This is a genomic window from Kribbella sp. NPDC020701, from assembly GCF_055562215.1.
Window position 1 is genome coordinate 196,632 of record NZ_JBVHFT010000001.1, and the last position, 20,655, is coordinate 217,286.

Consider the following 20,655-nt stretch of genomic DNA (forward strand, 5'->3'; position numbering starts at 1 on the left):
TCGCGTCGCTGCCGGTTCTAATAGGTCCTTGCGGACTGTTCTTCCGGCGGCTCCGGGGTGATGGCCCCATCAAAGCCTTGCGGATCGCGGTTGTCAGTGTACGGCGTCGTACCAGGCAACTACGAATCGTTAATCGCTGGTCAGCCGGGACAGCCAGGGACGAGAATCTGCCGGAACACGCGGTTGCCGGCGAAGGGGGAGGAAAGATGGCTGGTCGACTGAAACGTTGGGGTGACTCAACGTAGCCACTGAGACGTGGCTGTGACGCGCGGAACATCGAGTGGCCTTGAAGAACCGACTACCGTATGTCCACGGTCTGCGCGTCGGACTGGCACGTGGGAACCACGTGGCCTACTGTCTTGCGACCAGTCCGCTTCAGTCTCCGACTAAGGCAGGGGGTAGCTGACCATGGCTTCATCGGCTCCCAAGAAGACCGCCCCCCAACGCACCACCGCGGCCAAGAAGAGTGCCGCGAAGAAGACGACCGAGCCGGCCGCGACCACGGCCCGCAAGAAGGCTCCGGCGAAGACCTCGCCGGCCACCAAGACTCCCGCGGCGAAGAAGACTTCGAAGACCACCGCGGCGAAGGCTCCGGCCAAGAAGACCCCTGCCAAGCAAGCGACAACGAAGAGGGTGGCCATGAAGACGAACGAGAACAGGACCTCGGCAACGGCGCCGGCCAAGTCCGCAGCACACAAGGCAGAGACCCTCACGGTGAAGTCCGGCGAGACCCCGTGGACGGCGGCCGAGCTGGCCGAGCTCCGCGGCGAGCTCGAAGCCGACGTGGTGCACCTGAAGAAGGAGATCCACGACGCCGAGCAGGAGATCGTCGGCCTGCTCCGCGACGGCGGTGACGGCGCGGGGAACGACCAGGCCGACGTCGGCTCCACCACGCTCGAGCGCGACCACGAGATGTCGCTGGCGAACAACGCCCGGGACATGCTCGAACAGATCGAGCGCGCGCTGGCCAAGATCGAGGACGGTACCTACGGCGTCTGCGAGAGCTGCGGCAACGCGATCGGCAAGGGTCGGTTGCAGGCGTTCCCGCGTGCGACACTGTGCGTGTCATGCAAAGAACGCGAAGAACGCCGCTGAACGGTCCAGCTTCGTCCCGTCAGGTGGGGGACGCGGAGTCACCGGAACCGGCCGACCTCGAGTCGGCCGGTTCTCCGTCGTCTCCGGACCCCGGCGGCGGTGCGCCGACGACGAGGTCCTGGAAGTGGATGCTGCTGTTCGGCGGCGTCGGGTTGCTGATCCTGTTCCTCGATCAGCTGACCAAGGCGCTGGCGCTGCAGCATCTGACGCCGGGTGAGCCGGTGAACGTGATCGGGAGCCTGCTGAAGTTCAACCTGATCCGGAACTCGGGCGCCGCGTTCAGCCTGGGGAGTGGGTACACGCCCTACATCAGCGCGGTGCAGATCACCGTCGCGATCGGCGTCATCTACCTGTCTCGCAAGCTCGGGTCGGCCGGGTGGGCGGTCGCGTTCGGGCTCCTGTTCGGCGGCGCGGTCGGCAACATCATCGACCGGGTCTTCCGCGAGCCGTCGCCGTTCCACGGGCACGTGGTCGACTTCCTGCAGACCCCGCACTGGGCGATCTTCAACATCGCGGACATGGCGGTCACGTCGGCCGCGATCCTGCTGGTGATCCAGACGCTGCGCGGAATCAAGCTCGACGGGACCCGGGAGCAGCGCAAGTGAGCTCGCGGACCGTGATGGTGCCGGACGGGCTGGCCGGCGAGCGGCTGGACGCGGCGCTGTCCCGCCTGTTCGGCGTGTCCCGGACCAAGGCCGCCGAGCTGATCGAGTCCGGCCTGGTCCAGGTCGACGGTGCCCCGGCACCCAAGTCGTCCCGGGTCGCGGCCGGCGTCCTGCTCGACGTCGAGCTACCACCTCCGCCAGGCGAAGTGACCGTCGTACCGGAGACGGTGGACAACCTGCGGATCGTGTACGACGACGACGAGATCATCGTGGTCGACAAACCGGTCGGCGTGGCCGCGCACCCGTCTCCCGGGTGGACCGGCCCGACCGTGATCGGCCACCTGGCCGGCGCGGGCTTCACCATCTCCACCAGTGGCGCCGCCGAGCGCAAGGGCATCGTGCACCGGCTCGACGTCGGCACCTCCGGGCTGATGGTGGTCGCGAAGACGGAGTACGCGTACACGGTGCTCAAGCGCGCCTTCAAGGAGCGCACGGTCAAGAAGATCTACCACGCGCTGGTGCAGGGTCACCCCGACCCGTTCACCGGCACCGTGGACGCCCCGATCGACCGGCACCCGCATCACGACTACAAGTTCGGCGTCGTCGCGGGCGGCAAGCCGAGCGTGACGCACTACGAGACGCTCGAGGCGTTCAGGTACGCCACCCTGCTCGAGATCACCCTCGAGACCGGAAGGACGCACCAGATCCGCGTCCACATGTCCGCGATCGGGCACCCGTGCTGCGGCGACCTCACGTACGGCGCCGACCCGGTCCTCGCCGAGCGGCTCCAGCTCACCCGCCAGTGGCTCCACGCCATGCGTCTGGGCTTCACCCACCCCGGCACGGGCGAGTACGTCGAGTTCACCTCGGAGTACCCCGACGACCTCGACCACGCATTGGACCTCCTCGTCGACGCCCAATGAACGCGAATTGGGTCAGAGCTGATCGGCAAGCCTGACGACAGCCGCAACCACCTGCGCGCCGTCTACCAGCACCGGATCGTTGTGGTCGGCTCCTGGGATCTCGACAAGGTCCTTCAGCGTGGTGGCTGACTGGGCGACGTCGCGACTCTGGTCGGGTGGTACGACGGAGTCGGCGCTGCCGTAGATCACGGTGACTGGCGCCTTCACGTTGGCCAGCTGCTTGGTGAGTGGGAACTCGTCGCGAAGGAGCAGCCGGACCGGGAGGAACGGGTAGTGGGCTTGTCCCACTGACGCCAGGTCGACGAACGGTGACCGCAGTACCAGCCCACCCGGTGCGATCTCGGTCGCCAGTTTGGTGACGACCGCCGCGCCGAGGCTCTCGCCGAAGTACACGATGCGCTCCGCCGGTACACCGACCTCCTCGACCAGATAGCGCTGTGCCGCGCGCACGTCCCGAGCCAGCCCTTCCTCGCTAGGACTGCCCTCGTTGCCGCCGTAGCCGCGGTAGTCGAACAGCAACACCATCAGCCCCTCAGCAGCCAGCGCGTGCGCGAGAGGTGCCCGTCCCTCGCGGTTGCCTCCGTTGCCATTGGCGACCAGTACGGCGATGCCGCGATCGGAACCCCGAGCCGGCACCAGCCATCCGCCCAGCTGAAGGCTGTCACTCGTCTGCAGCACCACGTCCTTGCCGCCGACCGTGGCAGCAGACGCCACAGCTGCTGTCTCGGGCAGGTAAATCAGCTGCCGCTGGAAACCCCAAAGGGCCGTCAGCAACAGCAGAGCCACGGCTGCCACGATCATCGCGATGCGCACCACTCCATCAGTGTGGCGCCTCGAGCCGGTCTCAAGCAGGCGGATCGGGCCTAGGCTGAGGCATGGCTGAGTCGAAGCCTGCGGCGACGACTCGTGGGCGGCTTCCAGCTGAGCTGACGAGTTTCGTGGGGCGGCGTCGTGCGCTGGCGGACACGAGGCGGTTGCTGTCGAGCAGCCGTCTGCTGACGCTGACCGGCGTCGGGGGAGTCGGCAAGACCCGGCTGGTGCTGCGGATGGCGACAGAGGTACGCCGGACGTTCCCCGACGGAGTCTGGTTCGTAGAACTCGGCGCCTTGCAGGAACCCGCTTTGCTCGGGCACACGCTGGCCGGAGCGCTCGAGCTGAGCCAGGTGTCGGCCAACCCGACGGCCGACCTCGCCGAGTACCTGGAGGACAAGCACCTGCTCCTGGTGCTCGACAACTGTGAGCAGCTGGCAGAGGCGTGCGCCGTACTGGTGAGCAAGCTGCTGGCGGCGGCACCCCAGCTCCGGATCCTGGTCACGAGCCGGCATGTGCTCGGCGTCGAGGGCGAGCAGGTCCTGTCGGTTCCACCGTTGTCAACGCCGCCGGTGGAGGTGCTGGCCGCCGATGCCGATCAGTACGAGTCGTTGGTTCTCTTCGCGGACCGGGTCCGTGCGGTGGTGCCGGAGTTCGTGATCGACGAGACCAACCGGGCCCAGGTGATCGAGGTGTGCCGGCGGCTGGACGGCATACCGCTGGCCCTCGAGTTGGCGGCGGTCTGGATGCGGACGTTGTCGTTGGCGCAGATCATCGACCGGCTTGAGGATCGCTTCAAGTTGCTGACCGGCGGAAGGCCGGCGCGTCCGGCCAGGCAGCAGGCGCTGGATACCGCGATCGGCTGGAGCTACGACCTGTGCTCGCCGGCCGAGCGGTTGCTGTGGGAGCGGTTGTCGGTCTTCGCCGGCGGGTTCGACCTGGAGGGAGTGGAGGAGGTCTGCTCGGGCGACGGTGTCGAGCGGGAGGATGTGCTCGGCCTCGTCGCCGGCTTGGTGAACAAGTCGATCATCAGCCGCACGATGGCCACCACCCACACGGTCGCCTGGTACGACATGCTTGGGACCATCTGTCACTACGGCGGCCGGCAGCTCGCCGAGGACGGCCGGACCCGTGAGTTCCGCCTCCGGCACCGCGACTATTACCGGACGCTCGTGGCCCGCTGGGAGGCGGACTCCTTCAGCCCGCGGCAGGCCGACTGGTACATCCGGCTGCGGCGCGAGCACGAGAACCTCCGGGTCGCCCTCGACTTCTGTCTGGCCGAGCCGGGCGAAGGCGCCGCCGCGCTGGAGATCGCGGCGCCGATCTGGAACTTCTGGTTCGCCGGATTCCTCCGCGAGGGGCTTCGCTACCTCAGCCGGGCGATCGACGCCGCGCCGGAGCAGACCCCGACCAGGGCGAAGGGAATCTGGGCCGGTGCCTATCTCGCCATGTTCCTGGGGGAGGCCGAGCAGTCGACCCGGCTGCTGGCCGAGTGCGCGGAACTCGCCGAGCGGTACGACGACGAGCGGCTGCGGTCCCGGATCGCCGAGGTTCAGGGGCAGGCGCTGATCTATCAAGGTGAGCTCGCCAGTGCCGTCGCCCGGCTGGAGAGTGGCCTGGCCGGCTACCGCGCGGTCCAGGACCGGTTGGGCGAGTTCGACATGCTGATCTTGTTGTCCGCGGCAACCTTCTTCCTCGGCGATCCGCGGGTGGACGACTTCAGCCGGGCGGCGTACGAACTGGCCGACGGTCAGGGTGCGGCGTCGTCCAAGGCGTATGCGCTGTGGGGGCGCGCCCTCGTGCTGTGGCGCGATCACGACCAGTTCGAGGACGCGACCCGCTCGTTCCGTACGGCGATCCGGCTGTGGCAACCGCTGAACGACCGAACCGGCATCGGGTTCTGCGTCCAGGGCCTGTCCTGGTGTGCCGGCTCGGCGACGCCCGACGAGGGTGCGGCCCGGCTGATGGGTGCGTCGCGGGCGGTGTGGCGGTCAAGCGGTGCACATGTCGACGAGACGACGCCGTACAGCCAGTTCGACGACCAGGCCGAGCAGCGCATCCGGGCTGTGATCGGCGACGCGACGTTCGACCAGGCGTTCGCGCAGGGAGCGGCGTACTCGTTCGAGCAGGCGGTCTCGCTCGCTCTGGGGGAGGAGACCGAACGTGACGGGGCTCCGAAGCCGGGAATGGCCGGGCGGCTGACGCGGCGTGAGCACGAGATCGCGGGGCTGATCGGCGAGGGCCTGAGCAACCGGGAGATCGCCGCCCGCCTGGTCATTTCGCAGCGCACCGCCGAGACCCACGTCGAGCACATCCTCAGCAAACTCGGCTTCAGTTCTCGCGCTCAGGTGGCCCGCTGGGTCGCCGAGCACCCCGATCGCCAGGTACCTAGGTAGCCAAATCCGTAAGTGTCCCGATGTCTGCGGGCCGCCGGAGCGGGATCGTTGCTGACAACGTTGTCCCCCTCCTACGTTGCCGAGGTACCCCTCATGCCCGCCGAACCGAGCTGCCCTCCCCTGCCCGGCAGCACCAGCGACTGGTGGCGGAACGCAGTCATCTACCAGGTCTATGTCCGCAGCTTCGCCGACTCCGACGGTGACGGCATCGGCGACCTCGACGGCGTCCGGGCCCGGTTGCCCTACCTGCGCAGCCTCGGCGTCGACGGCCTGTGGCTGAACCCGTTCTACCCGTCACCGCAGCACGATCACGGGTACGACGTGTCCGACTACCGCGGTGTCCATCCGGAGTACGGGACGCTCGAGTCCTTCGACCGGCTGATCCGGGACGCCCACTGGCTCGACCTCAAGGTGATCATCGACGTCGTACCGAACCACTGCTCGATCGAGCACCCCTGGTTCGTCGAGGCGCTCGCGGCCGGCCCGGGCAGTCCGGAGCGGGCCCGCTTCCACTTCGCCGACGGGCAGGGCGAGTACGGCGAGTTGCCGCCGAACAACTGGCGGTCGATCTTCGGTGGGTCCGCCTGGCAGCGGGTCCCGGCCCGACCGGGTGGTGGGGAAGGGACCGAGCGCAGCCAGTGGTACCTGCACACGTTCGCCGCCGAGCAGCCGGACTTCAACTGGCGGCACCCGGACGTCTCGTCGTACTTCGAGGACGTCCTGCGCTTCTGGCTCGACCGCGGCGTGGACGGGCTGCGGATCGACGTCGCGCACGGGCTGCACAAGGCCGACGGCCTGCCGGATCACGAGCACGCCGACCACGACGAGCTCACCGGCGACCCGGTCAACCCGCACGCGTGGAACCAGCCCGAGGTGCACGAGGTGTGGCGCAGTTGGCGAGCGATCGCGGAGGAGTACACGCGGCGGACCGGCCGCGAGCGGGTCCTGGTCGGCGAGGTCGGCCTGCTGGACACCGAGCAGCTCGCGCAGTATCAGCGTCCGGACGAACTGCACCAGACCTTCTACTTCGAGTTCCTCCGCGCCGAGTGGGACGACGAGGCGCTGTACGACGTGATCGACCGGGGGCTCGGGACGATCGCCGGGTCCGGATCATCGGTCGCCTGGGTGCTGAACAACCACGACATGCCGAGGTCCGTCACCCGGTATGCCGGCGGAGCACCGGGCGCCGGACCCGGCGATCTCGACCTCGGCCTCGCCCGGGCACGTGCCGCGGCGCTGCTGATGCTCGCGCTGCCGGGATCGTCGTACCTCTATCAAGGTGAGGAGCTGGGGCTTCCGGAGGTGACCGATCTGCCCGAGCATCTGCTGACCGATCCGATGTTCCACCGCAGTGGCGGCGTCCGACGCGGGCGGGACGGTTGTCGGGTACCGCTACCTTGGAGAGCAGCACACGACACCTTCGGGTTCTCACCGAGCGGCACACCGGGTACGACGTGGCTACCGCAACCGGACTGGTTCGCGGAGCACGCGGCGGACCAGTTGCTGGTCAGTGGAGACTCGATGCTGCATCTCTATCGCGAGGCGCTGGCACTGCGGCACCGGATACCGGCGCTCACCTCCGGCGACCTCCGATGGCTGCCGACAGAGCCCGGCGTACTCGCGTTCACGCGAGGCGACGGATTCGTCTGCGTCGTCAACTGCTTGCCGCGACCGGTGTGCAATCCGGTCGATGGCGCCCTGCTGATCGCCAGCGACCCGGAAGCCGGCGACAAACTACCCCCGAACAGTGCCGTCTGGATCCTCCCGCCAGACGGTACGTAAGCCGGCTGGCCTGGCGTCTCTGAGACCCCTGCTCGGCGCCAGGCCGGCCGCTCCATCCTCCCGAATTCCTCCGGCTGGGAAGGATGGAGCGCCTGCCCCGCCGGCCAACTGCCGCGGTCGGCGGGGCAGTGCCAACTGGTGTGGATCTGGTGTGGTCCACGCCCGCATATCGGGCAGCCGACGGCGTACCCGGTGAGCCGGTGAAGAACTGTCGGCGGGCCCGATTAAGCTGCTGCAGTCCACCTCACTCACGCCCCGGGAGGTCTGCGCAGACATGGCGTCCAGCGACAGTTTCGTGCACCTGCACGTGCACACCGAGTACTCCATGCTGGACGGCGCCGCGCGGATCGACGAGTTGTTCAAAACCGCCCAGGAGATGGGCATGCCGGCCATCGCCACCACCGACCACGGCTACGTGTTCGGGGCGTACGAGTTCTGGAAGACCGCGAAGAAGTACGACGTCAAGCCGATCATCGGCGTGGAGGCGTACCTCACCCCGCACACCCACCGCAGCGAGCGGAAGCGGGTCAAGTGGGGCGACGCGAACTCGGGCCGCGACGACGTCTCCGGCTCGGGTGCCTACACCCACATGACGCTGCTGGCGAAGAACACCTCCGGCATGCACAACCTGTTCAAGATGAGCTCGCTGGCCAGCCTCGAGGGCTACTACTTCAAGCCCCGGATGGACCGCGACCTGCTGAACACCTACGGCCAGGGCCTGATCGCGACCACCGGCTGCCCGTCCGGCGAGGTGCAGACCCGGCTCCGCCTCGGGCAGTACAAGGAGGCCGTCGAGGCCGCCGCGGAGTTCCGCGACATCTTCGGCAAGGAGAACTTCTACTGCGAGCTGATGGACCACGGCCTCGGCATCGAGCGGGACATCCAGAAGGACCTGCTGAAGCTGGCGCGTGAGCTCGACCTCCCGCTGGTCGCGACCAACGACCTGCACTACACCAGGCCCGAGGACTCGACCGCGCACGCCGCGCTGCTGTGCGTCCAGTCCGGCTCGACCCTGTCCGACCCGAACCGGTTCAAGTTCGACGCGAACGAGTTCTACGTCAAGACCGCGGCCGAGATGCGCGAGGTGTGGAAGGAACTGCCGGAGGCGTGTGACAACACGCTGCTGATCGCCGAGCAGTGCGACGTCAGCTTCACCGAGGGCGAGGGCCGGTTCATGCCGCGCTTCCCCTGCCCCGACGGTCACAACGAGGAATCCTGGTTCGTCGCCGAGGTCGAGACCGGTCTGCACAAGCGGTATCCCGACGGCGTCCCGGACCAGGTCCGCAAGCAGGCGGAGTACGAGATCGAGGTCATCACCTCGAAGGGGTACGCCGGCTACTTCCTGGTCGTCGCGGACTTCATCAACTGGGCCAAGGAGCACGGCATCCGGGTCGGTCCGGGCCGTGGTTCCGGTGCCGGTTCGATGTGTGCGTACGCGATGCGGATCACCGACCTGGACCCGCTCCAGCACGGCCTGATCTTCGAGCGCTTCCTGAACCCGGAGCGGATGTCGATGCCCGACTTCGACATCGACTTCGACGACCGCCGCCGCCCCGAGGTGATCCGGTACGTCACCGAGAAGTACGGCGACGACCGGGTCGCGATGATCGTCACCTACGGCACCATCAAGGCCAAGCAGGCGATCAAGGACGCCGGCCGGGTGCTGGACTACCCGTTCGCGATGGGGGACCGGATCACCAAGGCGATGCCGCCCGCGGTGATGGGCAAGGACGTGCCGCTGTCCGGGATCTTCGACCCGCAGCACAAGCGGTACTCCGAGGCCGGCGAGTTCCGCCAGCTGTACGAGTCGGACCAGGACGTGCGCAAGATCGTCGACACCGCCCGCGGCCTGGAGAACCTGAAGCGCCAGTGGGGTGTGCACGCGGCCGGCGTGATCATGTCCTCGGAGCCGCTGATCGAGCTGATCCCGATCATGCGCCGCGAGCAGGACGGCCAGGTCATCACCCAGTTCGACTACCCGAGCTGCGAGACGCTCGGCCTGGTCAAGATGGACTTCCTGGGCCTGCGCAACCTGACGATCATGGACGACGCGGTCAAGAACGTCGAGGCCAGCCGCGGCATCTCGCTGGACCTGGACGAGCTGGCCAAGAGCCTGGACGACGGCCCGACCTTCGAGCTGCTCGGGCGAGGCGACACGCTCGGCGTGTTCCAGTTCGACGGCGGCCCGATGCGGGCGCTGCTGCGGCTGATGAAGCCGGACAACTTCGAGGACATCTCCGCGGTCGGCGCGCTGTACCGGCCCGGTCCGATGGGTGCGAACAGCCACACCAACTACGCCCTGCGCAAGAACAAGCAGCAGGAGATCAGCTACCCGCACGACGAGCTCGCCGTCGCGCTCGAGCCGATCCTGGGGACGACCTACGGTCTGATCGTCTACCAGGAGCAGGTGATGGCGATCGCCCAGCAGCTGGGCGGCTACACGCTCGGCAAAGCGGATCTGCTCCGCCGGGCGATGGGCAAGAAGAAGCGCGAGGTGCTCGACGCGGAGTATGTCGGCTTCTCCGAGGGGATGAAGGAGAACGGCTTCTCCGCCCAGTCGATCAAGGCGCTCTGGGACGTCCTGGTCCCGTTCTCCGACTACGCGTTCAACAAGGCACACTCCGCGGCGTACGGGCTGGTCTCGTACTGGACGGCGTACCTGAAGGCCAACTTCCCGGCGGAGTACATGGCCGCCGTCCTCACGTCCGTCAAGGACGACAAGGACAAGATGGCGATCTACCTGAACGAGTGCCGCCGGATGGGCATCAAGGTGCTCCCGCCGGACGTGAACGAGTCGGACTCGAACTTCACCCCGGTCGGCACCGACATCCGCTTCGGCCTGTCCGCGATCCGCAACGTCGGCGTGAACGTGGTCGCCGAGATCGTCGTGGCCCGCGAGGAGAAGGGCCGGTTCACCGACTTCGTCGACTTCATCGACAAGGTGTCGCTGCCGGTCTGCAACAAGCGCGTCATCGAGTCGCTGGCCAAGGCCGGCTCGTTCGACTCGATGAACCACGCCCGGCGTGCGGTCGTCGCGGTGCACGAGCAGGCCGTCGACGAAGCCATCGACCTGAAGCGGAACGAGGCGCACGGCCAGTTCGACCTGTTCTCGATGGGCGACGACGACGCCGACGAGGGCGAGGGCAACAGCCGGCTGACCGTCACCGTTCCCGAGATCGAGGAGTGGGACAAGGCGACCAAGCTCGCGCACGAGCGCGACATGCTGGGGCTTTACGTGTCCGACCACCCGCTGTTCGGCGTCGAGCACGTGCTCACCAACGGCAGTGACTGCACCATCGGTCAGCTGCTCGCCGACGAGGACCGGCCGGACGGCTCCCAGGTGACGATCGGCGGCCTGGTCACCGCGGTCCAGCGGAAGGTGAACAAACGCGGCGACATCTACGCGATCGTCACCATCGAGGACCTCGAAGGTTCGATCGAGGTGATGATGTTCTCCTCGGCGTACCAGCTGCACGCGCACCTGCTGACCAACGACGCGATCATCCTGATGAAGGGCCGGGTCCGCCGGCGCGAGGACCGGCTCGAGCTGAGCGGCTCGGAAGTGATCGTGCCGGATCTGACCGAAGGCCCCAGCGGGCCGGTGGTGATCACGATGCCGGTGAACCGCTGTACGCCGCCGCTGGTCGAGCAACTGCGGGACGTGCTGCAGTCGCATCCCGGGATGACCGAGGTGCAGTTGCGGCTGCAGGCCCGGCAGAAGACGACGGTGATGCGGATCGGCGACCGGTTCCGGGTGACTCCGACGTCGTCGCTGATGGCGGACCTCAAGGCACTGCTCGGTCCGTCCTGCCTGGCCAGCTGATTGGGGCTGGATTCGATGCGTCACACTGTCGACGTGACTCAACCGCAGCCCACGCAGCCGTCTCCCTACGTTCCGCCCCCGGCCGGTGCACCCTTCGGTACGCCGACCCAGCCGGAGCCGCGGATGCCGTGGGCGAAGGCGATCGTGGTGACCGTGGTCGTGTTCCTGGTCGCCGGTGTGGTGGCCGGGTGGGCGTGGCAGCAGTTCTCGCCGCTGGCGCAGTACACCGTGGACGAGAACGGTGGAGCGCTGGGGGAGGAGCAGATGACCCGGATCTTCGGTCCGGACGGCACCTTCACCTCGATCGGCTTCTTGGCCGCGCTCGTCCTCGGTGGTGCACTGTTCTGGTGGCTGCGGAACTACGGTCCGTGGTCGGTCGCGATCGTGACGCTCGGCGCATGCCTCGGCTCCGGCATCGCCTGGGGAGTGGGCATGCTGCTCGGCCACGACCCGATCCAGCCGCGCCTGCAGGCGGCCAAGCCCGGTGACCTGGTCTCCGCGCCCCTCGAGCTGCACACCTGGACCCCAGCGGTCTCCTGGCTGATCGGTGCCGCCCTCGCGTGCGCCATCCTGGCCGCCACCACCTGGCGCAGCGAACCGGTTGCAACCACATCGCAACCTGCCGCGTCAGACCCTGCACCACCGGTGCAGTAGCGTTTGCGGGTCCGGTGGGTGAGGCCACTGGAACACGCGAGGGAGCATATGTCCGACCAGAACACCCCGCCGTACCCCGGTGCCGGCGGCCAGCAGAACCCCCAGAACCCCTACGGCCAAGGCCAGTACGGCGGACCGCAGCAGGGCCAGCGCCCGCCGGCCGGACCGCCGCAGCAGGGCCAAGGCCAGAACCTGTGGCCGCAGCCCGGACAGCAGCAGTACCAGCCTGGCCAGCCGCAGCAGGGTGCACCGCAGCCTGGTTACCCGCAGGGCGCGCCGCAGCAGGGCGCTCCGCAGCAGGGCGCTCCGCAGTACGCCGGTGGGCCGCACTACGGTCAGCCCGGTCCGCAGTACGGGCAGCCGGGTCAGGCGCCGTACGGGCAGGCCGGTGAGCAGGCGTCGTACGAGCAGATGCATGTCGGTGGGCAGCCGCCGCAGGGGCCGCCCGGGTACGGGCAGCCGCAGTGGCAGCCGGAGCCCAAGAAGAAGCGCGGCAAGGTCATCCCGCTGATCGCGGCGCTGGCCATGGTGCTCGTCGTCGCCGGTGGCGGAATCTTTGCCTACGGCAAGCTCAAGGGCGGCGACCAGCCGGCCGCCGTGCTGCCGGGCACCGCCGTCGCCTACGCCCGGGTCGACCTGAACCCGTCGGCCGGCCAGAAGGTCGCGGCGATCCGGTTCCTGATGAAGTTCCCGTCGGTCAAGGACAAGTTCGGCCTGACCGGCGAGAAGGACGACCTGCGGCAGAAGCTGTTCGAGCAGATCAAGAAGTACGCCGGTGACGACCTGGCCGACGTCGACTACGACAAGGACGTCAAGCCGTGGCTCGGCGAGCGCGCCGGGATCGCCGCGCTGCCGCCCGCCGACGGCAAGGACGACCCGGTCGTCGTGGTCGCGGTGCAGGTGAAGAACGAGGGCGAGGCCACCAAGGGCCTGGACAAGCTGATGGCCGGCGAGGACAAGAAGCCGGGCCGCGCGTTCAGCAACGGGTACGTGCTGCTCGCTGACGACCAGGCCACCGTCGACGCGGCCGTCGCCACCGCCAAGGACAACCCGTTGGACAAGAACGCCAAGTTCAGCGCGGACATGGACAAGCTCGGCGAGCAGGGCTTCGCCTCGGTCTGGGCCGACATGAAGGGGATCGCCTCGATCTCCGGCAAGGTCGACTCCGAGGCGCTGGCCGGCGTCGGCGACGCGAGTATGGCCGCCTCGCTGCGGTTCGACTCGTCGTACGTCGAGCTGAAGGGCATCGCCCAGGGCGACCAGAGCATCAAGGTCAACTCGGCCGACGCTGCCGATGTGGTCACCAAGCTGCCGGACACCACGGCCGGGGCGATCGCGGTGTCGGGCGGCGAGAACCTGGTCGACACGATGTGGAAGCAGATCGACAAGGCTGCCAACGGCAACATCAAGGAGCTGACCGAGCAGATCACCAAGGAGACCGGCCTGAACCTGCCGGACGACCTGAAGAGCCTGCTGGGCAAGAACCTTGCGGTCGCGATCGACAAGGACGCGGCGAACGGCCCGAAGATCGCGGCCCGGATGGAGACCGACCCGGCGAAGGCCGAGCCGGTGGTGGAGAAGCTGACCACGCTGCTGCACGAGCGCAGCTCGGCCAACATCCCGATCGAGAGCGCGAAGGACAACGACACCCTCGTCCTCGCCACCGACAAGGACTACGCCGAGCAGGTGCTGAAGGGTGGCAACCTCGGCCAGACCGAGAACTTCAAGCAGGCCCTGCCCGACACCAAGGGTGCGGTGACGATCGGGTACGTCGACTTCGAGTCGGTGGGCTCGCTCAGCCCGAAGTTCGGCTCGGACAAGGATCTGGCCGCACTCCGCTCCGGCGGGTTCGTGGCTCGCTCCACCGGCGATGGCCAGGCGGAGTTCACTCTGCGGGTCGTCGCGAAGTAGGAATTTCTCCGGCCGGTGATGTCGAAATCGGCCGGACGGCTTCTACCTCCTGGGTGAAGGCACCTTTCACCCAGGAGGAGAACCAAGATGAACCACTTCACCGGCATTCGGACCGTCGGCGTACCGGTCACCGATCAGGATCGGGCGGTCACGTTCTACACCGGGACGCTGGGCTTCGAGCTGTTGATGGACGCACCGCTGCCGCAGTTCGGCGGCCGGTGGATCGTGGTCGCGCCGGCCGGTGCCGCTGCGAGCATCGCCCTGGTGCCGGCCTCGGAGGAGAATCCGGCCGGCGTCGACACCGGCATCCGGCTGTCGAGCCCGGACGCGCCGGCGGCGCACAAGCACTTCCTCGCCGAAGGGATCGACACCGGCGAACTGCTCGAATGGCCGGGTGTTCCGCCGATGTTCAGCCTCCGCGACCAGGACGGGAACAGGCTGTACGTGTCTCAGGAATGACCCGGCATCGTGATCCCGGTGAGCGAGGCGCAGGCGTCCAGGAAGGCCGCCTGCACCTCGGGATCAGACGCGGCCGGGTGCGTCCGGTGGGGCTGCAGGTGGTAGTAGTACCCGCCGCTCGGTGCACTCGGCGCGGTGGCCAGCCAGACCTGCGTCAGATGACCTTGGCTCAGGTCACCGGGCGCACCCCGGCCACCCATCTTGGTCGGGACCCAGCCCGGATCCACAGCATTCGATCGGACATCGGGCCACAGCCGGGCTACCGCGAAGGCCAGGATCACGTCGTACAGCTTCGAGTCCGAGTACGCCTGCGCTCCACGCCATCGCCGTCGGGTCCACTGCAGATCATCGAGGACGACGTCGCCGCCCTCGTGCATGCCGGAGCTCAGATAGACCAGCCGGTCCGGCCGATCGATCAGGGCGGTCATCAGGTACGGCGCCAAGGCGTTGACCGCGAACACGTGCTCGAGCCCGTCGACCGTCTCGATCCGCGGTTCCTGGTAGCCGACGGCCGCGTTGTGGATCACCACGTCGAACCGCCCCGACTCGTTCGCCTGCCGGGCCAGTTCGCGCGTCTCCGCGATACTCGCGAGGTCGCCGATCAGCACGCCCGAGGCCTTGGGCAGTGCGGCCGTGGCGTCGGCGGCGCGGGCCTGGTTGCGGGCGTGGAGTACGACGTCGTGCCCTTGATCGATGAGCTCGGAGGCGGCCAGGTGCCCCAGGCCGTCGCGGATCCGGTGACGAGAATGCGTGCCATGTCTTCAGTCTGCCGTGTCAGACGAGGACGTGGCCGCCGTCGACCGTGAGGATCGTGCCCGTCGCGTAGCCCTGGTTCATCAGGTAGACGTAGGCCTCGGCGATGTCCGTGACCTCGCCGACCCGGCCGACCGGCAGCAGCCGCGACGTCTCGTCGTACAGCGTCTGCTGGTCCTCGACGGACAGGTTCGACCACAGTGGCGAGCGGACCACGCCGGGCTTGACCGCGTTGACGCGCAGTGGTGCCAGCTCCACGGCGAGCGCGCGGACGAGGGAGTCGACCGCCCCACAGATGCTGGCCGCCACCGACCAGCCCGGGTTCGGACGGTCGCCTGCGGCACCGGTCGTCAGTACGACGGAACCACCCGGGCGGATCTTCGACGCGGCGGCGCTGACCGCACCCAGCGCACCGAAGTAGCGGAGCTCGAACGCCTTTCGGGCCTGGGCCAGGTCCATCGCTGCGATGTCGAGGAGAGTGAGCGACTCACCCGCGGTGTAGACGAGGTGGTCGAACGCGTCGAGGCCGTCGAAGAAGGCCTTGACCGCCACGGGATCCGTGAGGTCGACGGCCTGGCCGGTTGCGGTCGCGGGGAGGGTGTCCAGCGCGCGCTTCACGGACTCGTGGTTGCTGGAGGCAACGATCACGGTCGCACCCTGGGCGGCGGCGAGGCCGGCGGTCGCGAGGCCGATCCCCGACGTACCGCCGAGGAGGACGACGCGCTGGTCCTGCACAGTCATGGAACTGCCTTTCGTGGTTGGGGGATTCCCTTCCACGATGCGGGCGGTGAGCGGCCGCAGTCCAAGACCTGTTCCGGCGGCTGTAATACCCTGAAGGTATTATGGACGTTGATCTCCGCAAGCTCAGGTACTTCGTCGCCGTGGCAGACGAACTGCACTTCGGCCGGGCGGCGGAGCGGTTGCACATCGCCCAGCCGGTGCTGTCCCGGCAGATCCGTGCACTGGAGGACGAGCTTCGTGCCCAGCTGTTCGTCCGGACCAAGCGCGCGACCGAGCTGACGCCGGCCGGGCGTCAGTTGCTCGACGATGCCCGGCCGCTGCTGGCCGCGGCGGAGGCAACCCGACGCCGGGTGGCGCAGGCGGCACGTGGTTCGAAGACGTTCACGATCGGTTTCATGCCCGGGCTCACAGTGACCGAGGCGGTCCGGGCCTTCGGTGCGGCCCATCCGGACGTCGAGGTCGAGTTGATCCGCACGACGTGGGACGACCAGGTCGACGTACTTCACGACGGCCGGGTCGACGTCAGCATCGTGCGCCTGCCGATCGACCAGGCCGGGCTGAGTCTCCGGCCGCTGTTCGAGGAGCCCAGGGTCGCGATGGTCCCGGCCGATCACCGGCTGGCCGGCAAGCCGCTGATCGACATCAGCGATCTCGCGGACGAACATTTGCTTCAGGACCCGGAGGCCGTACCCGAGTGGCGTGACATCGCCGTCGAACTCCGCCTCGGCCACCCGAAGCCGGTCCCCACCTACCGCAGCGTCGAAGAGAAACTCGAGCATGTCGCGGCCGGCCGGGGCGTCTCGATCATCCCGTTATCGGTAGCGACCTACTACCAGCGCTCCGACGTCTCCGTCGTACCCGTGAACGACCTCACCACCAACAAGGTCGCCCTGGCCTGGATAGCCACCCGCCGCTCTCGCCTCCTCCACGACTTCGCCGACGTCGCGACCGCGGTCGAGTGGGCGCCATCCGGCCCGAACAGTGGCATCATCGAAGAATGAGGTGGAGCGCAACCGCCCTCCTGGTGTTTGCGCTGGTGGTGGGATGTTCTGGTGGGGGAGAGAGTCCGGCGCCAACGCCGACCACGCCTGCGTCGGCGCAGGCCTTCCCGGAGCCGGGGACCGGGACACTCGACCCGGCGAAGGCGAAGGCCTTACAGAACGTGGTCGACATGGTGATCGCATCCCCCGACGCTCAAACAGGCTCGCGAGGTGCGACCGCTGCGGTCGTTACCGATCGCTGGACCTGGGCGGGCGCGGCCGGGACCGACATCCGCGGCACGCCGTTGCGTCCGGAGACGGCCATGGCTGCCGGGGACATCACGATGACGTTCGTCGCGGCCGAGGTGATGCTGCTCGCCAAGGCGGGCAAGGTCGACCTGGACAAGCCGATCTCGACGTACGTGCCGCACAAGCTGACCGCGAACAACGCGACAGTCCGGCAGCATCTGTCGATGACCTCCGGTGTTCCGGACTTCGGCGGCGACGACTTCCTCAAGCTGGACAGGGCAGTCGCAGCGGCGCCGAGCAAGCATTGGACCATCGAAGAGACTCTCGCGTACAACAGCGCACAGATCGGAGCGCCAGGTAGCCCCTTCGCTTACAGCGCAACCAGCTATGCGCTGCTGGGCCTGCTGATCGAGAAGGTGACCGGTGAGCCGTACGCAGGCGTGCTCCGTAGCGACCTCGCCACGCCCGCCGGGCTGAAGCACGTCGCCTTCCAGGACGGGGAGAAGCCGCGGCCTCCGGCGGCTGTGGACGACAATTACTCGTGTGGTGCGCCCGACGGCTACCTTCCGTGCCGCGGGTGGGCGAGCGCGGCTGGGCCAGTGGCCGGACTTGCCGCCGACGCGCCGACCCTCGCGCGCTGGGGGTACCAGCTCTACGGCGCTCGCGTGTTGCCGACCGAGTTGGTCAGCGAGATGACCAGAGGCGACGGGGAGTATGGGCTGGGTACGGCGTTGTTCCCGGACGACGTCGGCATCGGCCGGACCTACGGCCACGGCGGCGGTACCCCTGACCACAGCAGCCTGCTCATGGTGCTCCCCGGGAAGAAGGTCTCCGCCGCCCTGCTCTTCGCCGACGGCGACAGAAATGTCGGCAAGGCGATGACCGACCTGATGCAAGCCCTTCAGCCTCTGCTCGGGTGAGTCACCGGCGGACGCGGTAGCGGATGTGGGTGGCCTTGGGGGTGTCGATCACGCGGGCGATCTCGAGTTCGATCCGGTGCGAGAGTAGGTCGAACAACCGCATCCCGCTCCCGAACAGCACGGGGACCTGGTCGATCTGCAGCTCGTCCAGTACGCCGGCCTCGAGCGCAGCCCGTGCCGTGACAGCGCCGTGGACCAGTACGTCCTTGTCCCCGGCCGCCGCCTTCGCCTGCGCCATCGCGGTCACGATGTCGTCGACGAAGGTCACCGTCTCGTACTGCGCGGCCGCGGGCGGCGCCGGGTCGTGACTGAGCACAAAGATCGGCACGCCGTGGTGATCGCCACCGTAGTAGTCGACCTGTTCCGCCGTCCGGCGTCCGACGAGCACTGCACCGGTGGCGTTGAGCTCGTCCCAGATCACGCCGGCCTCACCCTCCGGCCGGCCGACCTCGTCGTCAGTCAGGTACCACTCGTGCAGCCGCATGAAGTCGTCGCCGCCCGGCTTCCCCGGCCGATCGTCCGGCCCCGCGATGTAACCGTCGGCAGACATCGACATCAACAACACCGATGAGGACATGAACGTTTCTCCTTGGCTTCGGCGGTGCGGTCGTTCCGCACCCTCTGCCTTCGCGTCGAAGACCCCGACCCGGATTCGACATCACTCTGGGTCGGCCAGTGCTTCCAGGACGCCTTCGCCGTACTTGGCGAGTTTGTTTTCGCCTACGCCGCTGATGCGGCCGAGCTCGGCCAAGGTGGTGGGCAGGTCGGTGGCGATCTGGCGTAGCGTCGCGTCGTGGAAGATCACGTAGGCGGGGACGCCCTGCTCCTTGGCCACCGACGCACGCCACGTGCGTAGCCGTTCGAACACCTCCGTAGCCTCGGGGGACAGGTCGGCAGCCGCCTTCTTGCTACCCGACGAGGACCTGGATTTCACCCGGACCCGCTCGGGCTCGCGCCGCATCATCACCTCGCGACGCCGGCCGAGGACCTCGCCGCTCTCCTCGGTGAGCACGAGCGTGCCGTAGTCGCCCTCCACCGTGAGCAGTCGCAGCGCCAGCAGCTGCCGGATCACGCCGCGCCACTCGGTGTCCTTGAGCTCGGTCCCGATCCCGAACACGGACAGCTGATCGTGCCGGAACTGCTTGACCTTCTCGGTCTCCTTGCCGAGCAGGATGTCGATCAGCTGACCGGCACCGAACTTCTGGCCGCGCTCGTGCTGCAACCGATACACCGTGGACAGCAGCTTCTGCGCCGCGATCGTCCCGTCCCACGACTCCGGTGGCGTCAGGCAGGTGTCGCAGTTCCCACACGTGTCGCCGTGCTGACCGAAGTACGCGAGCAGTTGGGATCGCCGGCACTGCACGGTCTCGCACAACGCGAGCATCGCGTCGAGGTGCGCGCTAAGCCGGCGCCGATGCGCGAGATCACCTTCGGACGTATCGATCATCTTCCGTTGCTGTACGACGTCCTGCAGTCCGTAGGCGAGCCACGCCGTCGACGGCAGCCCGTCCCGCCCGGCACGGCCGGTCTCCTGGTAGTAGCCCTCGACCGACTTCGGCAGATCGAGATGCGCGACGAACCGTACGTCGGGCTTGTCGATCCCCATCCCGAACGCGATCGTCGCGACCACCACCAGGCCGTCCTCACGCAGGAACCTGGCCTGGTTGGCCGCACGCGTCCGGCTGTCCAGACCGGCGTGGTACGGCAGGGCCTCGATCCCGTTCTGCGTAAGGAAAGCCGCGGTCTTCTCGACGCTGTTACGGGACAGGCGGTAAACGATGCCCGCGTCCCCGGCATGCTCGGTCCGCAGCAAGTCGAGCAACTGCCGCTGCGGGTTGTCCTTCGGGACGATCCGGTACTGGATGTTCGGCCGGTCGAAGCTCGCGACGAAGTGTTTCGCGTCGCCCAGCTTCAGCCGGGTCGCGATCTCCTGGTGCGTCGCCTCGGTCGCCGTCGCGGTCAGCGCGATCCGCGGTACGTCGGGCCACCGCTCGTGCAGCTCGGACAGCATCAGGTAGTCGGGCCGGAAGTCGTGGCCCCACTGCGACACACAATGCGCCTCGTCGATCGCGAACAGGGCGATCTTGCCCTGGTCGAGCAGCCGCACCGTCGCTTCGACCCGGAGGCGCTCGGGCGCGAGGTAGAGCAGATCCAGCTCGCCGGCCAGGAACGCCTGCTCGACCTCGCGCCGCTGCTCGAAGTCCTGAGTGGAGTTCAGGAATCCGGCCCGGACGCCGAGCGCCGTCAGCGCGTCGACCTGGTCCTGCATCAACGCGATCAGTGGCGAGATCACCACGCCCACACCGGATCGGACCAGCGCCGGGATCTGGTAGCACAGTGACTTCCCGCCGCCGGTCGGCATCAGCACCAGCGCGTCGCCACCAGCCACGACCGTGTCGATGATCTCCGCCTGCTCGCCGCGGAAGGCGTCGTACCCGAAGACCCGGCGCAGCACATCGACAGCTTCTGAAACGGGCAGCCCGGTTGTCTCGGTCACCCCGCGAGTCTAGTGAGATCGCCCCGGCGATGCTGGGCGCCGAAGCGAAACCTGTGG

The 20,655-nt window shown here is 68.0% G+C and carries 16 protein-coding genes; 11 read left to right on the forward strand and 5 right to left on the reverse strand.

The window, feature by feature from the left end; translation table 11 throughout:
* Window positions 1-408: 408 nt before the first annotated feature.
* Genes ACZ3HV_RS00895 through ACZ3HV_RS00905 form a run of 3 tightly spaced genes read left to right on the forward strand, consistent with a single transcriptional unit; the run spans window position 409 to window position 2,623 of the window.
* Window positions 409-1,095 carry a TraR/DksA family transcriptional regulator gene (locus ACZ3HV_RS00895; RefSeq protein WP_465679640.1) on the forward strand — a complete coding sequence of 229 codons (687 nt, stop codon included), beginning with the start codon at window positions 409-411 and terminating at the stop codon, window positions 1,093-1,095.
* A gap of 23 nt (window positions 1,096-1,118) precedes the next feature.
* Window positions 1,119-1,700: a signal peptidase II gene (lspA, locus tag ACZ3HV_RS00900; RefSeq protein ID WP_465679641.1), complete on the forward strand. Its 582-nt coding sequence runs from the start codon at window positions 1,119-1,121 to the stop codon at window positions 1,698-1,700.
* Window positions 1,701-1,714: 14 nt separating this feature from the next.
* Window positions 1,715-2,623: an RluA family pseudouridine synthase gene (locus ACZ3HV_RS00905; protein WP_465680421.1), complete on the forward strand. Its 909-nt coding sequence runs from the start codon at window positions 1,715-1,717 to the stop codon at window positions 2,621-2,623.
* Between the two features lie 12 nt (window positions 2,624-2,635).
* Here ACZ3HV_RS00905 and ACZ3HV_RS00910 read toward each other — a convergent pair whose 3' ends face one another.
* Window positions 2,636-3,439, reverse strand: coding sequence for an alpha/beta hydrolase (locus ACZ3HV_RS00910; protein ID WP_465679643.1), 804 nt, complete (start codon window positions 3,437-3,439; stop codon window positions 2,636-2,638).
* A gap of 59 nt (window positions 3,440-3,498) precedes the next feature.
* Between ACZ3HV_RS00910 and ACZ3HV_RS00915 the strand changes: the two genes are divergently transcribed.
* From ACZ3HV_RS00915 to ACZ3HV_RS00940, 6 genes are all read left to right on the forward strand, one after another.
* On the forward strand, window positions 3,499-5,829 hold the full coding sequence (locus ACZ3HV_RS00915) for an ATP-binding protein (protein ID WP_465679644.1): 2,331 nt from the start codon (window positions 3,499-3,501) through the stop codon (window positions 5,827-5,829).
* Window positions 5,830-5,922: 93 nt separating this feature from the next.
* The gene (locus ACZ3HV_RS00920; protein ID WP_465679645.1) at window positions 5,923-7,611 is read left to right on the forward strand and encodes a glycoside hydrolase family 13 protein; all 1,689 of its coding nucleotides are present in this window, start codon (window positions 5,923-5,925) and stop codon (window positions 7,609-7,611) included.
* 274 nt (window positions 7,612-7,885) lie between these two features.
* Window positions 7,886-11,434, forward strand: coding sequence for a DNA polymerase III subunit alpha (dnaE, locus tag ACZ3HV_RS00925; protein ID WP_465679647.1), 3,549 nt, complete (start codon window positions 7,886-7,888; stop codon window positions 11,432-11,434).
* A 33-nt stretch (window positions 11,435-11,467) separates the two neighbouring features.
* Window positions 11,468-12,088, forward strand: a complete 621-nt coding sequence (locus ACZ3HV_RS00930; RefSeq protein ID WP_465679648.1) for a hypothetical protein — start codon at window positions 11,468-11,470, stop codon at window positions 12,086-12,088.
* 48 nt (window positions 12,089-12,136) lie between these two features.
* Complete coding sequence (locus ACZ3HV_RS00935) at window positions 12,137-13,999, forward strand: DUF3352 domain-containing protein (RefSeq protein WP_465679650.1); 1,863 nt, start codon at window positions 12,137-12,139, stop codon at window positions 13,997-13,999.
* Window positions 14,000-14,086: 87 nt separating this feature from the next.
* Complete coding sequence (locus ACZ3HV_RS00940; protein WP_465679651.1) at window positions 14,087-14,458, forward strand: VOC family protein; 372 nt, start codon at window positions 14,087-14,089, stop codon at window positions 14,456-14,458.
* Here the strand turns inward: ACZ3HV_RS00940 and ACZ3HV_RS00945 are convergent.
* Window positions 14,449-15,192, reverse strand: a complete 744-nt coding sequence (locus ACZ3HV_RS00945; RefSeq protein WP_465680422.1) for an SDR family oxidoreductase — start codon at window positions 15,190-15,192, stop codon at window positions 14,449-14,451. The two genes, ACZ3HV_RS00940 and ACZ3HV_RS00945, sit on opposite strands and share 10 nt — an antisense overlap.
* A gap of 40 nt (window positions 15,193-15,232) precedes the next feature.
* Window positions 15,233-15,952: an SDR family oxidoreductase gene (locus tag ACZ3HV_RS00950; RefSeq protein WP_465679652.1), complete on the reverse strand. Its 720-nt coding sequence runs from the start codon at window positions 15,950-15,952 to the stop codon at window positions 15,233-15,235.
* Window positions 15,953-16,053: 101 nt separating this feature from the next.
* Between ACZ3HV_RS00950 and ACZ3HV_RS00955 the strand changes: the two genes are divergently transcribed.
* Both ACZ3HV_RS00955 and ACZ3HV_RS00960 read left to right on the forward strand, forming a co-directional pair.
* A complete protein-coding gene (locus ACZ3HV_RS00955; RefSeq protein WP_465679653.1) occupies window positions 16,054-16,953 on the forward strand; it encodes a LysR family transcriptional regulator in 900 nt (299 codons plus the stop codon).
* Window positions 16,950-18,101, forward strand: coding sequence for a serine hydrolase domain-containing protein (locus tag ACZ3HV_RS00960; protein ID WP_465679655.1), 1,152 nt, complete (start codon window positions 16,950-16,952; stop codon window positions 18,099-18,101). The genes ACZ3HV_RS00955 and ACZ3HV_RS00960 overlap by 4 nt, the downstream gene beginning before the upstream one ends.
* Window position 18,102: 1 nt before the next feature.
* Here ACZ3HV_RS00960 and ACZ3HV_RS00965 read toward each other — a convergent pair whose 3' ends face one another.
* Together ACZ3HV_RS00965 and recQ are read right to left on the reverse strand one after the other, a co-directional pair.
* Window positions 18,103-18,678, reverse strand: a complete 576-nt coding sequence (locus ACZ3HV_RS00965) for a dihydrofolate reductase family protein (protein WP_465679656.1) — start codon at window positions 18,676-18,678, stop codon at window positions 18,103-18,105.
* An 81-nt stretch (window positions 18,679-18,759) separates the two neighbouring features.
* Window positions 18,760-20,598, reverse strand: a complete 1,839-nt coding sequence (gene recQ, locus ACZ3HV_RS00970; RefSeq protein WP_465679657.1) for a DNA helicase RecQ — start codon at window positions 20,596-20,598, stop codon at window positions 18,760-18,762.
* Between the last annotated feature and the right edge of the window lie 57 nt (window positions 20,599-20,655).